The following is a 12,465-nucleotide window of genomic DNA, read 5'->3' on the forward strand; positions in this document are numbered from 1 at the left end:
CTTCCTGTGTCATTCCCGAGGCATCGACCGAGACGCTTGCGGACCACGCCTGCGATGCGCCGCCTGGTGGCGCAGACCTCATTGGAGCCGCGGCATCTGGTGCTGCCGATGTTCGTCGCCGACGGAATCGACGAACCGCGGCCCATCTCCTCGATGCCGGGCGTCATGCAACACACCCGGGAGTCGTTGCGCCGCGCCGCTGCTGACGCGGTGGCCGCAGGCGTGGGCGGGCTCATGCTGTTCGGCGTGCCGCGGGACGAGGACAAGGACGCGGTCGGATCGGCAGGCACCGACCCCGACGGCATCCTCAACGTCGCGCTGCGGGATCTGACCAAGGATCTCGGGGACGCCACGGTGCTGATGGCCGACACGTGCCTCGACGAGTTCACCGATCACGGGCACTGCGGCGTGCTCGACACGGCTGGCCGCGTCGACAACGACACCACCAACACCCGCTACGTGGAACTCGCAGTGGCGCAAGCGGATTCGGGTGCACAGGTGGTCGGGCCGAGCGGCATGATGGACGGTCAGGTGGCGGCCATCCGGGACGGTCTGGACGCGGCCGGGCACACCGACGTGGCGATCCTCGCGTACGCCGCGAAGTTCGCCTCGGCGTTCTACGGACCGTTCCGGGAAGCGGTGTCCTCCAGCCTGCAAGGCGATCGCCGCACCTACCAGCAGGATCCCGGCAACATCCGGGAGGCGGTGCACGAGATCGAGCTCGACATCGACGAGGGCGCCGACATGGTGATGGTGAAACCCGCGATGAGCTATCTCGATGTGGTGCGGGCCGCGGCCGACATCTCACCGGTACCCGTTGCGGCATACCAGATCTCGGGTGAGTACTCGATGATCAGCGCGGCCGCGGCCAACGGCTGGATCGACCTGCAGGCTGCCGCGCTGGAATCGCTCGTCGGGATCCGGCGGGCGGGCGCCGACATCGTGCTGACGTATTGGGCGGCCGACGTGGCCGGCTGGCTGGCGTGACGGCAGGACGCGTGACGCCGGAGCCCGAACAGGATTCCCGCCCCGCGGATGTCGACACCGGGTTCTGGTTGTGGGTCGTGGCCGTGCCGCTGATGGTCGCCGGGTTCGTGCTCGACGTCGTCACCACGCCCGGAGGCGGTGAACACCGTGCGCTCGTGGTCGCGGTCGCGGTGATGTTCGTGGTCGTCCTGACCTCGATCGTGGTGGCGTTCCTGATCCTCATGCGACACGGCTATCGCTGGACCCGCACCCTGCTGACCAGCGGTGGCGTGGTGTCAGTGGTGCACGCCGTCAGCAGCCTGGTCACGGTCGACCGAGTGCCCGCGGTCGCCGTCGCGTACGCGTTCACCACGATCGTCGGTTCGGTGCTGATCGCCGGCGGCATCTATCTGCTGCACAGACGGGATGCGACCGGCTTCTTCACCCGGTGATTCGCTACGCTTCCGTGACAATGTCTGCAGAGCCGCCTTCCCCACCGCTTCGGGCGACCATCGGGTTCTGGGTCTGGCTCACTGCGTCGGTCCTGCTGATCGTCGGCGGCCTGTTCGCCGCGGCGGTCGAGCTGCCCGGTCTCAACACCGTATTGTTCCGGGGCACCGGTGTGCTGACCGCGCTCGGTGGCGCCGCGATGGCCTACCTGGCGGGCCGCAGCCGTACCGGCGAACCCCGGTTCCGCCGGGCCGCGCTCGCGCTGTCGATGGCGCTGGTGGTGGTGATCGGGTTGACGGCTGCGCTCGGTGTCGTGCACATTCTGACGTTGCTGGGGGTACTCCTGCTGATCGCGGGGACGATTCTGAATGCCCGCGTCGACTTCGGGAGGAACGGTGAGTGAGAACGACGGCGATTCCGCCTCGCCGGTGTTGTTCTACGAACAGGGTGCGAGTTGGGCCTGGTTGCTGGCCGGGCCGTTCGCCGGGATCGGCATGGCGGTGCTGCAGATGACCGGCGGGTACGGCCAGGATCTGTGGATCCCGTTCGTGTTCTTGGCGATCGTCTCGGGATTCGTCGCAGTGCAGATCAAAGCCGCGCGCATCCACACGTCGGTCGAACTGACGCCGGAAACCCTGCGGCAGGGTGAAGAGAAGATTCGCGTCGACGAGATCGTCCGCATCTATCCGGAGGCCACCGGCACGGAAGCGCCGAAGTGGCAGTCGTCGCGTGCGCTGGGAGAACTGACCGGGGTGCCGCGGGGCCGTACCGGCATCGGGCTCAAGCTCACCGGTGACCGCCGCGCCCAGGCCTGGGCCCGCAAGCACCGACGGCTTCGGGAAGCGCTCACCGAGTTGATCAACGAGCGCACGCCGTGACGGGCCGTGCGGCGGTGCAGTTGGTCGTGGCGGTCGCCGCGGCGGTGGGCTGCGTGCTGAGCTGGCTGGCGGCCAGGACCACCATCGAGGTCGCCCCGGTGCTGCCCGACGAGCCCGTGACCACGGCCGTGACGTATTCGGCGCCGCTCCTGGCGCTTTCGCTGTTGCTGGCGGCGGTTTCCGGGGTGCTCGTGGTGCTGGCTGTCGCCCGAACCCGGCGCTGACGGGTGGAATGGCAACCCGTCCGGCACGGTGAGTCGGGCGCGCGCGTCTTCCGCAGCGCGGACGGCGCGCGGTACGCGAAGGTGGTCGGCCCGGCAGCAGCACCCGATCTGGCGGCCGAGCGCGATCGAATGTCATGGGCGCACGAGCACGGAATCGCCGCACCTGCCGTGCTCGACTGGGGCATGACGCCGGACGGCGACACCTACCTGGTGACGCGCACCGTCGACGGTGTCCCGGCGGATCAGCTGACGGAATCGGTACTACGCACGGCCTGGCCTTCGATCGTCGCGGCGGTGCGCGCCCTGCACGAGATCCCGATCGGTGACTGCCCGTACCGGCGCGACCTCGACACCATGCTGGCGCTGGCCCGCACGGTGGTGGCGGCCGGTGCGGTCCATCCTGAGTTCCTGTCCGACGACGACCGGGGAGTGCCCGCCGCCGTACTGCTCGAGCGCGTCGAGCGCGTCGCGGAGCTGCGGCGCACACAGGAGTCCACCGACGCCGTGGTGTGCCACGGTGACCTGTGCCTGCCCAACATCCTGGTCGCCGGCGACCGGTTCTCGGGCTTCATCGATCTGGGCCGGCTGGGTGTCGCCGACCGCCATGCCGATCTCGCGCTGCTGCTGGCCAACACCGCCGACACGTTCGCCGGCTTCGCGTCCGACGCGGCCGCGGAACTTGCTGCCGGGTATCCGGCGGAGCTGGATGGTGACCGGCTGCGCTACTACCTGGCCTTGGACCCGCTGACCTGGGGATAGCGCTGTGTCGGCCGCAACGTGAGTGAGCCTCCCCACAGCTATTGGTACAAAGTGCAAAATCTGTAACACTGTGTCTATGACTGATCTGGCAGAACAGCCACAGCAGACCGATGCCCTGCCGCTCGGGCCCGAGTCGCTGGTCTGGAAGTACTTCGGCGACAACCGCATGTACCTGATCGGACCGCGGCCCGCGGTGCTGCAGAACATGCTGGCCGAGCTGGGGCAGGGCGTGTTGGACCACTCGACGTTCTTCTCCGACACCGCCGAACGGCTCAGGCGGACCATCCCGCCGATCTTCCGCACGGTGTACGGCACCGACGCCGACAACGCGGGCACCCAGGTCCGCGACTTCCACCATCACGTCAAGGGCGAGATGCCCGACGGCTCGCGCTACCACGCGCTCGATCCCGAGACCTACTTCTGGGCGCATGCCACGTTCGTCGAACAGGTGCTGTACTTCGCGGACACGTTCGTCAAACGCCTGACCGACGCCGAGAAGGAACAGATCTACGCCGAATCCAAGACCTGGTACCGCCGCTACGGCGTGAGCGATCGGCCGATGCCCGCCAGTTACGCGGAGTTCGAACAGTATTGGGACCGCATGCTGGGCGAGGTCGCCGTCCCGCACCGCTCCGCGCGCTACGGCGTCGGGTATGTCACCAAGGGCTTCCCGTGCCCCAAGGCCGTGCACCCCGCGGTCTGGCGCGCAGTCGCGGTCGTGTTCGATCCGGTCGCGGCGTTCATCACGACCGGTGGCCTGCCGCCGCGCGCCCGCGATCTGCTCGACCTGCCGTGGAGTGAGCGTCAGGAACGCAACTATCAGCGGTTTGCCGCGTTCTGGCGATCCCGCCCGGTGAACTGGCTGTGGGATCATCTACCGATGAGCGTGCGGTACAACAGATTCGCGCAAGAGGGTTATGCCAGGGCCTGACGCGACGCAGGCGATCCTCGACGCCGCGCTCGCCGAGTTCGAACGGCACGGCTTCCGTCGTGTCGCACTCGACGACGTCGCGCGCCGCGCCGGGGTCAGCCGCACCACCATCTACCGGCGGTTCGCCAACCGGGACGAGCTGGTGGCCGCGGTCATCGAGCGGGAGAACGTGGCCTTGTTCGCCGACATCGCCAACGAATTGAAAGCCGCTGGGCCGCAGTCGAATTACTACGTGGAAGCGTTCACGCTGTCGATTCTGCGGTTCCGGCGCCACCGCGTGCTCAACCAGATGATCACCGACGAGCCCGCGTTGGTGCAGGAGCTCATGCACCGGCACTACGGTGCCGCGGTCGAACGGATGGCTGCCGCGTTGCGCGTGATCTTCCCGGACGGATTCGCCGACCGCATCGGTGAACAGGCCGTCAACGACCTGGCCGACACCATCCTGCGCTACGCCGCGATGGCGCTGCTGCTGCCGAGCATGCAGCCGTTGGACACGGACGACGACATTCGGGCGTTCGCGACCCGTCATTTCCTGCCCAGCCTGCCGGTGGCGGTGCGCGGCGTGTCGGCGTAGCTCGCGGTTTGGCGGGTCATGGTTTCGGGCAGTCGTAAACAATGAACACCGAAGAAAACCGGCGCACGGAAGCGCCGCCGATCACCGAGGAGCACCGGGAAGAGGCCAAACGCGTCTTGAAGGCATATGACGACGACCGGCCGACCACCACGATGCCCGGCACCGGCGGCACAGTTTCCGGCACCATGGTCAACGATTGGGTCGACGACGAGGGCAACCCCATCTACGGCAAAGATGACGCAGGCAAGGACAAATAGCCGCGCTGCGGCGCCTGGGTTGCTTAGGGTGGCCCGGTGACCCCGTTGGATCAGATCGCCCCCGCCTTCATCGACATGGCTCACTCGATCGTGTGGGCGTCGGTGGCCACTGTCGACGCCGACAGCAGGCCCCGCACGCGCATCCTGCACCCGATCTGGGAGTGGGACGGCACCGATCTGTTCGGCTGGATCGCCACGGTCCCCAGTCCCGTCAAGCGGGCGCACCTTGCCGTGCACCCGGAAGTCTCGGTCAGCTATTGGGCCCCCACGCACGACACCTGCGCGGCGGATTGCCTCGTCGAGTGGTACACCGACGATGAGACGTGCACCGAGGTGTGGAACAAGTTCGCGAACGGTCCGGCGCCGGTCGGATACGACCCCAACATCATTCCGCAATGGCAGAACGGCCCGACGTCCGATGACTTCGCGGCCCTGCGCCTTACTCTGTACCGGCTGCGCGTTCAGCCTGGAACCATCATGACGGCCGGTGTCGGAGAAGTGCTCACCTGGCAGCACTAGGCGCCGAATCCCACTGCTCCCGTACGGAATCCGCGACCGGTTGATCGCGATCCTGCGGGGATCGCGAGGGTCAGCCGGACGTCCGGACCGCGTCGACCAGAGCGTCGGCCGCGAGCAGGCCGAGATTGTTCGAGGCCAGCGGGCTGTCGCCGGTGAGCAGCTTGCGGTCCCGGTGGACCTGGCCGGTCATCTGGTCGTTGACCACCCGCACGCCCTGCTTGCCCAGGAGATCGGCCACGAGCCACTGTAAATGGCCTGGCAGATAACCGATCTCGAGGTTCGGTCCCTGGTCGAGCGCGTCGGGGAACACGCACACCGAGTAGTCCTTGAACGGCGATTCCGGCTTGCTCAACGATGCGGCAAGCAGCGCTGCCGGACCGTGGCACAGCGTGATGATGAACTTGTCGTTGGCCAGGGCCCAGTCGAGCACCTGCTCGACATCGGTGCTGGCGGGCAGACCGACGACGGCCGCATGCCCGCCGGGGATGAACACCGCGAGGTAGTCGGAATCCGGGCCGAGGTCGTCGGCGATCACCTCCGCGAGTTTCTTCGGCTGCTTGAGCTTCGGCTTGAGCGCCTCGTACGTCGACAGGACGGCCTCGTCCTCGCGGGGCATGGCCCACAGTTCCAGCTTGGCGGGATAGCCCGACAGCGTCGCGACGTCGATCTCGAACCCCGCCTCCATCAGGTGGTGCAGCGGCAGCAACATCTCGATCGGGTGGTTGCCCGTCGAGAACATCTTGCCGTTCTGCAGCAGCACATAGCGCTCCTCGGCGGCGATCATCAGGATCTTCCACCGGCCTGCGGTGTAGGCACCTTTGTGTTCGACCCCGGCGAAATCCGTCTTGGCGGTGGTGTACTGGCTCAGCGAGTACGGCGAAGGAAAGAACGCGTTGTCCTCGGCCGGGTCGGGTGTGGGCTCTCTGCTCAGGTCGTCTGCATCGGCTGTCATGGTGTGCACCCTTCTTTCTTGTGCCTTCCATCGTGGCGGGCGCAGGCGGCGCGGTCGATGGGCCCGCGAACAATTCGGGTTGTGTATTCCCACAATGCGCCGGCGGTCAACCGGTCGTGTCCTCCCATGCGGCGGCGAGCTTGGCCTCTGCCACCCGCATGAACGTCGCAAGCGTGTCCGGGTCCACGTCGACGCACTCGGCGATCACGTCGTCGGGAATGCCGGCGTCCCGCAATCGCAGTGCCGTCGCGTAGGGCAACGGCAAGCGCTGCAGTGCTTCGGCCCGGTGCGCGTCGGCGGCCATCCACACAGTCTGGCCTCGGCGACGGCGGTCGGCTGGGGTAGTCGCTTACCCCAATCGCCGGGGTTCGAAGTGGAGTAGCCGGCTACTCCAGCCACCGCCGGGCCACGGCGTTAGCGTCCGGACATGAATCGAACACTCATCGCGGGATTGGCGCTTGCCGCTGTGCTGTCGCTCGGGTGGGGGCCGGCGGTCGGCACGGCCCATGCCGACAACCTCGGACCGTACCAGTGGTGCCCCGGTCAGGACATGGCGTTCTCTCCGCAGACGGGTTCGACAGGACCGGGGCGCGAATTCGTCTGGGACATGAACGTGTGCCACACGTTCTGGTTCGTCGACTACGGGAAGGGCAACGTGGCGCGCAACTACCCGCCGCCTCCGGAATCCAATGTATGGGACGGCGACAATCCGCCGCCGAGCACCCGGTGCTTCCCGTGGTGCCTGTAGCGGTCAGCGTCCCTGCAGGATGGCGATCAGTTCGTCGCGGCTGTTGGCGGCGACACGCTGCGATGCGCGAAACAGGTGCCCCTCGACCGAGCGGACCGACATCGTGAGCCGGTCGGCGATCTCCTTGTTGGAAAGGCCTTGTCCGGCAAGGGAGATGATCTCACGCTGGCGCTCGGTGAACGGCTGCGTCGTGGTCGCGGCCCGCAGCGCGGGCGTCTGGGCGCCCTGGCACAGGGCTGCCAGCCGTTGCGCGGTGGCGGACGCGCTCATCGCCGCACCCCGCAGGCCCGCGTGCTGGTAGGCGACGACGGCCTGCGCCGCGGCATCGGCGGCAGCGAGGTTGTCGCCGAACTCCTCGTAGCGGTGCGACGTGGCGAGCAGGGCGGCGCCGTCGCCCGCCGCGAGCGCCGTGGCGTGTGCTGCCGCGGTGGGCGCGCGCGGGCCCTGCACCTGCCGGGCCAGCTCGGCGAGCCTCGCCGCGGTGGTCGGATCCCCGAACTGCGTCGCGGTCTGCAGCAGCACGACTTCCCACGCCGGCCGGTCGAGCAGGGCCTCGCGTTCCGCGGCGCTGCGCATGATCGAGACCGCCTGCGACACAACCCCCTCCGCGGCGCACACCCACGCCTCGGCGAGGGCCCGGTACGGATCGAACATGCACGCGTCGGGATCCTGGGCCCACCACTCGATGCCGTCGAATTCGCGGCGGGCCTCGGCTGCCTGCCCGGCCATCGCGATCACCGTGGTCAACCAGGTCCGCCCGAACGTCTTCACCATGCGTCCGCTGCCGCCGCTACCGAGGTAGGCTAGCGCGTCTCGCAACGAACGCCGCGCGTCGTCGAGGGCACCGTGGCTCATCGCCGACAGGCCCACCATCACGCGGTGCCACGATTCCTCGAACGGAACGTCGAGCGTGTCGCGCCGGATCCGCGCCACGACAGCGTCCGATCGGGCCAGCGCACCCCCGAGGCGGTAGCCGTGCGTTTCCTGGAATGCCAACCGGCGCCGTAGATGTCCCGCTTCCGGCGACCGGTCGGCCACAGCGTACCCACGGTTGGCCGCGGACTCGATCGCGTCGATGCGTCCGAGGTCGCCCTGCCCGGTGACGAACACCCAGGCCAGGAAGATCTTCGCGACGTCGTTGTCCAGCGACGGGGTGTCGGCCGCCAATGCCATGTCGACCGCGGTCCTGGAGTGGCCCCGCACCAGCTGGATCAACGGGCGCAGCGCGGTCGCGATCGCCTGTGCGGAGTGATCGTCTGCGGGCAGCAACTCGAGTTGACGTTCGGCGCTGGTCACCCGCCCGAGAATCAACGTGAAATTCATGGCGCGCAGGATCGCGATCTGCGTCTGTTCGAAACCCGATGCGTGCTCCGCCTGTTCGGCCAGCACCTCTTCAGCTTCGGCGCCGCGCTCCTGCCACGTGATCGCCATCGCGCGCGCGATGTTGGCCCACGGCCCACCGCCGACGGCGACGGCACGTTCCGCGAGGGTCTCGGCGAGCCGATGGTCCAGCAGCTGCATCGCCGCGGCGGCCGCCGCAAGGAGCAGCTCCGAGTCGGGCGTGCGGTCGGATTCGATGAGCAGCACTGCGCGCCGGATCAGGTCACGTGGATCCGTCGAGCCTTTCCGGGCCAATTCGACCGCGATGCGGCCGCGTAGCCGTGCCAGGCGCAGCGAGCCCGTGCGGCGGACCTCGCCGAGCAGCGGATGCGCGAGGCGGACCGATGCGGGCCGCACGCTGGAGTCGACGGCGACCAGGCCCAGCGACTCGGCCTCTGCGAGCGCGTCGGCGTCCGCGATCGACTCCAACACGGTGGTCTCCAACGGTTCTGCGACCGCGAGGGCGTCGAGCACTTCGTGGACGGAGGCCGGCACCTCGGTCATGCGGGCCTCGAGCAACTCTGCCAGCGTCGGTGACAGCCGCGGCTGCCCGTTCCACAACCAGACGCCCGAGTGGCGGGTCACCCGACCGGCGCTCACCTCGTTGTCGAGCAGGTACCGGAGATAGAGGGCATTGCCCTGGGTGTACTGCCAAAGCCGTTGTGCGCTGAAGGAATCCACCGGTCCGCCGAGCACATGCTCCACCAGGTCCGCGATCTCTCCCGGCGAGAGCGGTTGCAGTTCAAGGCGTTCCAGGTGCTGGTCTTTCCAGATCGCGGTGATGGCATCGGGCGGCGACCCGCCCGAGCGGATGGTCAGGATCACCGTCGCGAGCCGCCGTGTGACCAACTGGTGCACCGTGAATGCCGACAGGTCGTCGAGCAGGTGTGCGTCGTCCACCCCGACGATCACCTCGCCGTGCCCGGCATCGCCGATGAGGCCGTCGATGACTTCACGCACCCGCCGGAGCGGATCCGGGCCGAAGTCGCTGGCGATGCCGACGAACGCGCCCAGCGGCACGGTCCGCGACGACGCGGTGCCGACGATCCAATGCCTGCGCACGCTCCGGGGACCGCATCCCGCAACGGCTTCGCGGGCGAGCCTGGTCTTGCCGACGCCTGCCGCGCCGGAGAGAACGACGCCGCGGGCGTGATCGCCGGTCGCCCGGGTGGCGTCGGCAATGATCTGAAGTTCCTCGGTACGGCCGACCAGCGGCCACCGGTGGATCACGCGGCGAATTCTAATCCGTTGCCTGCGTGCTTCTTCGCGAAATGACGAAAGGCGAAGGGCGTTGACCGCGCAAGAGTGCGAACGGAATTGCAACTGGGGTAGTGGCTTACGCCAGTCGCCTGCGCGCGTGGACCTTACGGTCACTCAATCTGACGCGCCACGGCGCACGAACAAAGGGGAAGGTCAGATGAAGAAGATCCTGGTGGGGATGACGGTATTCGTCGCGGGCGCAGGCGCGGCGGTGGGTTGCTCGAGCGGTGCGGACAGCGGCGCTCCGGTGACCCAGGTCGCGGCAGGCGGGGCCGAGGTCAGCACGGGTGGTGCGGCTGAGGTCACCGTCGGTGGCGGCGAACTGGCGGGGCTCGATCCCGCGTCGGTCACGTGCGTCAGGCAGGGCGGAAAGATCAGCGTCGGCAGCGGTTCGGCGGGCCCGCAGCAGGCGCTGGCCGTCGTGATGACCGACGAGGCCACACCGAAAGTCGAGTCGGTGGCCCTCATGGTCGACGGGAACGCGCTCGGCGTCAGCGACATGATGGGGGTCAAGACCGGGTCGGCTGCGGTGGACGTCGACGGCGAGACCTACACCATCTCCGGTGAGGCGCAGGGCACCGACATCAAGAACCCGATGGCCGGCATGATCACTAAACCGTTCACCATCAAGGTGACCTGCAGTTAGCGCCGATTTGCTTGGGGCGCAACGGGTTTCGCCGGGGTTCAGCGGACCCGCGTCAACAGCACCGCCTGTTCGAACGGCAGTCGCGTGAAAATCGCTTTGATGCCGCCCTTCACGTGCGCCGCCGCCTGGGCGCGGGGCACCACCCGCGGATCGGTGAGTTCGATGGTGCGGCCGTGGCGTCGCATGGTGGCTCCGCCGGCGGCCTGGATGTTCTTCAGCCAGTCCCGGTTCGGGCCGTAGGTCAGCAGGATCGCCACGCCGTCGTGCGTGCTGAACACCGACAGGGGTGTGAACCACGCGGAATTGCATCGGATGCATGATGTGCTTGGGATGGGATGTCGATGTTCGACATAGGCAGCGTACTCCAGCGCGATGTGCGCGGGGGCTTCCGAACTGCGGGTTTCTGACGTAGATTGCATGTGATGCACGTTTAGTGCATTGGAAGGTTGGGGGTGGTGGGCAGGAAACGTGAGTCGCCGGCGCCGGGTTCGGCGCATCTGGAGTTGGCGCCTGGTGTGCGGCATCTTCATCCCGAGGACGACATGGTGCGGGCGATGTTGTCGGGGTGGGCCAAGCAGCAGTTGGGTGGGCGGTTGTGTGCGGAAAACACGGTGAAGGTACGGGCCTCGTGCGTCGGTGAGTTCATCGAGTTTTCGGGAGCGTATCCGTGGGAGTGGACGGCCCGGATGATGGATGAGTGGAGCGCACATCTGGTGGGGTCGCTGTCTCGAGCGAAGTCCACGATCCGTCAGAAGCAGGGCGCGGTCCGGCTGTTCTGCAGCTTCATCACCTCGCCCTACTACGACTGGCCGACGCAGTGTGAACTATGGTTCGGTGATCACCCGACGCAGATCTGTCACGAGTGGAACACCTCGGCGCATCTTGTCGACTACGAGGGTGATCCGGGCCGTCGGCCGTTCACCCGCAAGGAGCTTCAAGATTTCCTTGATTGCGCCGACGCGCAGGTCGAGAAGGCTCGCCGGTCGCGGCGTAAGGGCACGTTGGCCGCCTATCGGGACACGACGATGTTCAAGGTGATGTACGGCTGGGGATTGCGGATCAACGAGCTGTGTCGGCTGGATCTGGCCGACATGTATCGCAATCCGCACGCTCCCGAATTGGGGCAGTGTGGGTTTCTGCACGTTCGGTACGGGAAGGCCTCGCGAGGGTCGCCGCCCAAGCGGCGGACGGTGCCGACGTTGATGCCGTGGGCGGCGGAGGCACTGTTGGACTATGTCAACAACATTCGGCCGTTGTATGAGCCTGGGCAGAAGCAGGCGCTGTGGCTGACTGAACGGCGCTCGCAGGTGAAGGTGCGGACGTTGACCGGCACCTTCGACGACATCCGGGATGAGGTGGGCCTGGATCGCAAGCTCACCCCGCACTGTTTTCGGCATTCGTTCATCAGCCACATGACCGAGGACGGCGTGGATCCACGGTTCCTGCAGGAAATTTCCGGTCACCGGTTCGCCAGTACCACCGGCATCTATACCCATGTCACCGGCGAGTTCATGAACAAGATGCTCACCGACGCGCTGGGGCGGGTGTCCAGCTTCGGAGAGGGACGAGAATGACCGCCGATTACCACTGGCATCTGCGCAGGCTGATGGCCGAACGCGGACTGTTCAACACGACAGCGTTGCGGCCACTGCTGGCCGAACGCGGGGTGCAGCTGTCGGCCAGCCAGGTCTACCGGCTCGTGACCGAGAAACCGGAACGATTGAGCCTGCCCACCCTGGTGGCACTCGTGGACATTTTGGGGTGTGCGATGGACGAGTTGATCGAGATCGTGCCCGCCAAAGCTGCCTCGGCGAAGAAGGCCGCCGGGGCACCGGAGGGCAGCAAACCGGTCAGGACGCGTGAACTTGGTGGCCACCGCCCCGTCCGGGCCAAGATCGTCGACACGGATTCCTAGGCC

General features: G+C 67.4%; 17 protein-coding genes and 1 pseudogene. 14 read left to right on the plus strand and 4 right to left on the minus strand.

Translation table 11 applies throughout. The features are described 5' to 3' along the window. Nucleotides 1–6 precede the first annotated feature (6 nt). The 10 genes from hemB to G6N67_RS19130 all read left to right on the plus strand — a co-directional run bounded on the left by hemB (nucleotide 7) and on the right by G6N67_RS19130 (nucleotide 5,561). Nucleotides 7–987: a porphobilinogen synthase gene (gene hemB / locus G6N67_RS19085; protein ID WP_036429546.1), complete on the plus strand. Its 981-nt coding sequence runs from the start codon at nucleotides 7–9 to the stop codon at nucleotides 985–987. Then, on the plus strand, nucleotides 984–1,418 hold the full coding sequence (locus G6N67_RS19090) for a hypothetical protein (protein ID WP_081812427.1): 435 nt from the start codon (nucleotides 984–986) through the stop codon (nucleotides 1,416–1,418). The genes hemB and G6N67_RS19090 overlap by 4 nt, the downstream gene beginning before the upstream one ends. 20 nt (nucleotides 1,419–1,438) lie before the next feature. Beyond that, complete coding sequence (locus G6N67_RS19095; RefSeq protein WP_036429545.1) at nucleotides 1,439–1,819, plus strand: hypothetical protein; 381 nt, start codon at nucleotides 1,439–1,441, stop codon at nucleotides 1,817–1,819. Further along, a complete protein-coding gene (locus G6N67_RS19100; RefSeq protein ID WP_036429543.1) occupies nucleotides 1,812–2,294 on the plus strand; it encodes a transport-regulating membrane protein Mce1N in 483 nt (160 codons plus the stop codon). The genes G6N67_RS19095 and G6N67_RS19100 overlap by 8 nt, the downstream gene beginning before the upstream one ends. Then, nucleotides 2,291–2,518 carry a hypothetical protein gene (locus G6N67_RS19105; protein ID WP_036429541.1) on the plus strand — a complete coding sequence of 76 codons (228 nt, stop codon included), beginning with the start codon at nucleotides 2,291–2,293 and terminating at the stop codon, nucleotides 2,516–2,518. The genes G6N67_RS19100 and G6N67_RS19105 overlap by 4 nt, the downstream gene beginning before the upstream one ends. 3 nt (nucleotides 2,519–2,521) lie before the next feature. Beyond that, nucleotides 2,522–3,277, plus strand: a complete 756-nt coding sequence (locus G6N67_RS19110) for an APH(3'') family aminoglycoside O-phosphotransferase (protein WP_036429537.1) — start codon at nucleotides 2,522–2,524, stop codon at nucleotides 3,275–3,277. A gap of 76 nt (nucleotides 3,278–3,353) precedes the next feature. After that, the gene (locus G6N67_RS19115) at nucleotides 3,354–4,208 is read left to right on the plus strand and encodes an oxygenase MpaB family protein (protein ID WP_036429536.1); all 855 of its coding nucleotides are present in this window, start codon (nucleotides 3,354–3,356) and stop codon (nucleotides 4,206–4,208) included. After that, nucleotides 4,195–4,785: a TetR/AcrR family transcriptional regulator gene (locus tag G6N67_RS19120; RefSeq protein WP_036429535.1), complete on the plus strand. Its 591-nt coding sequence runs from the start codon at nucleotides 4,195–4,197 to the stop codon at nucleotides 4,783–4,785. The genes G6N67_RS19115 and G6N67_RS19120 overlap by 14 nt, the downstream gene beginning before the upstream one ends. 41 nt (nucleotides 4,786–4,826) lie before the next feature. Continuing rightward, nucleotides 4,827–5,042: a hypothetical protein gene (locus G6N67_RS19125; RefSeq protein WP_036429534.1), complete on the plus strand. Its 216-nt coding sequence runs from the start codon at nucleotides 4,827–4,829 to the stop codon at nucleotides 5,040–5,042. Between the two features lie 36 nt (nucleotides 5,043–5,078). Then, entirely contained in the window at nucleotides 5,079–5,561 is a 483-nt protein-coding gene (locus G6N67_RS19130) for a pyridoxamine 5'-phosphate oxidase family protein (RefSeq protein ID WP_036429533.1), read from the plus strand. A gap of 70 nt (nucleotides 5,562–5,631) precedes the next feature. On the opposite strand, the gene hchA is transcribed toward G6N67_RS19130, so the two are convergent. Both hchA and G6N67_RS19140 read right to left on the minus strand, forming a co-directional pair. Then, the gene (hchA, locus tag G6N67_RS19135; RefSeq protein ID WP_036429526.1) at nucleotides 5,632–6,513 is read right to left on the minus strand and encodes a glyoxalase III HchA; all 882 of its coding nucleotides are present in this window, start codon (nucleotides 6,511–6,513) and stop codon (nucleotides 5,632–5,634) included. 106 nt (nucleotides 6,514–6,619) lie between these two features. Next, nucleotides 6,620–6,817, minus strand: coding sequence for a hypothetical protein (locus G6N67_RS19140; RefSeq protein ID WP_036429522.1), 198 nt, complete (start codon nucleotides 6,815–6,817; stop codon nucleotides 6,620–6,622). A gap of 123 nt (nucleotides 6,818–6,940) precedes the next feature. Here G6N67_RS19140 and G6N67_RS19145 point away from each other — a divergent pair, with 123 nt between their 5' ends. Further along, a complete protein-coding gene (locus tag G6N67_RS19145; protein ID WP_036429521.1) occupies nucleotides 6,941–7,261 on the plus strand; it encodes a hypothetical protein in 321 nt (106 codons plus the stop codon). A gap of 3 nt (nucleotides 7,262–7,264) precedes the next feature. On the opposite strand, the gene G6N67_RS19150 is transcribed toward G6N67_RS19145, so the two are convergent. Beyond that, on the minus strand, nucleotides 7,265–9,871 hold the full coding sequence (locus G6N67_RS19150; protein WP_063835097.1) for a LuxR C-terminal-related transcriptional regulator: 2,607 nt from the start codon (nucleotides 9,869–9,871) through the stop codon (nucleotides 7,265–7,267). A gap of 187 nt (nucleotides 9,872–10,058) precedes the next feature. On the opposite strand from G6N67_RS19150, the gene G6N67_RS19155 reads away from it, so the two are divergent. Then, nucleotides 10,059–10,547 carry a lipoprotein LpqH gene (locus G6N67_RS19155; RefSeq protein ID WP_036429520.1) on the plus strand — a complete coding sequence of 163 codons (489 nt, stop codon included), beginning with the start codon at nucleotides 10,059–10,061 and terminating at the stop codon, nucleotides 10,545–10,547. A gap of 38 nt (nucleotides 10,548–10,585) precedes the next feature. Here the strand turns inward: G6N67_RS19155 and G6N67_RS19160 are convergent. Then, nucleotides 10,586–10,840, minus strand: a pseudogene (locus tag G6N67_RS19160) (nitroreductase family deazaflavin-dependent oxidoreductase); the annotation flags it as partial. Nucleotides 10,841–11,050: 210 nt separating this feature from the next. Here G6N67_RS19160 and G6N67_RS19165 point away from each other — a divergent pair. After that, the gene (locus G6N67_RS19165) at nucleotides 11,051–12,121 is read left to right on the plus strand and encodes a tyrosine-type recombinase/integrase (RefSeq protein WP_051578869.1); all 1,071 of its coding nucleotides are present in this window, start codon (nucleotides 11,051–11,053) and stop codon (nucleotides 12,119–12,121) included. Continuing rightward, nucleotides 12,118–12,462 (plus strand): helix-turn-helix domain-containing protein, encoded by a 345-nt coding sequence (locus G6N67_RS19170; protein WP_036429519.1) that lies wholly within the window; start codon nucleotides 12,118–12,120, stop codon nucleotides 12,460–12,462. The genes G6N67_RS19165 and G6N67_RS19170 overlap by 4 nt, the downstream gene beginning before the upstream one ends. The last annotated feature ends 3 nt before the right edge of the window (nucleotides 12,463–12,465 follow it).

The organism is Mycolicibacterium mageritense (assembly GCF_010727475.1).
Classification (GTDB): domain Bacteria; phylum Actinomycetota; class Actinomycetes; order Mycobacteriales; family Mycobacteriaceae; genus Mycobacterium; species Mycobacterium mageritense.

Excerpts from the sequence above, each read along its gene's own strand:
- G6N67_RS19095 (WP_036429545.1), top strand. The coding sequence starts at position 1,439 with ATGTCTGCAGAGCCGCCTTCCCCACCGCTTCGGGCGACCATCGGGTTC.
- G6N67_RS19115 (WP_036429536.1), top strand. The coding sequence starts at position 3,354 with ATGACTGATCTGGCAGAACAGCCACAGCAGACCGATGCCCTGCCGCTC.
- G6N67_RS19120 (WP_036429535.1), top strand. The coding sequence starts at position 4,195 with ATGCCAGGGCCTGACGCGACGCAGGCGATCCTCGACGCCGCGCTCGCC.
- G6N67_RS19125 (WP_036429534.1), top strand. The coding sequence starts at position 4,827 with ATGAACACCGAAGAAAACCGGCGCACGGAAGCGCCGCCGATCACCGAG.
- hchA (WP_036429526.1), bottom strand. The coding sequence starts at position 6,513 with ATGACAGCCGATGCAGACGACCTGAGCAGAGAGCCCACACCCGACCCG.
- G6N67_RS19140 (WP_036429522.1), bottom strand. The coding sequence starts at position 6,817 with ATGGCCGCCGACGCGCACCGGGCCGAAGCACTGCAGCGCTTGCCGTTG.
- G6N67_RS19145 (WP_036429521.1), top strand. The coding sequence starts at position 6,941 with ATGAATCGAACACTCATCGCGGGATTGGCGCTTGCCGCTGTGCTGTCG.
- G6N67_RS19155 (WP_036429520.1), top strand. The coding sequence starts at position 10,059 with ATGAAGAAGATCCTGGTGGGGATGACGGTATTCGTCGCGGGCGCAGGC.
- G6N67_RS19170 (WP_036429519.1), top strand. The coding sequence starts at position 12,118 with ATGACCGCCGATTACCACTGGCATCTGCGCAGGCTGATGGCCGAACGC.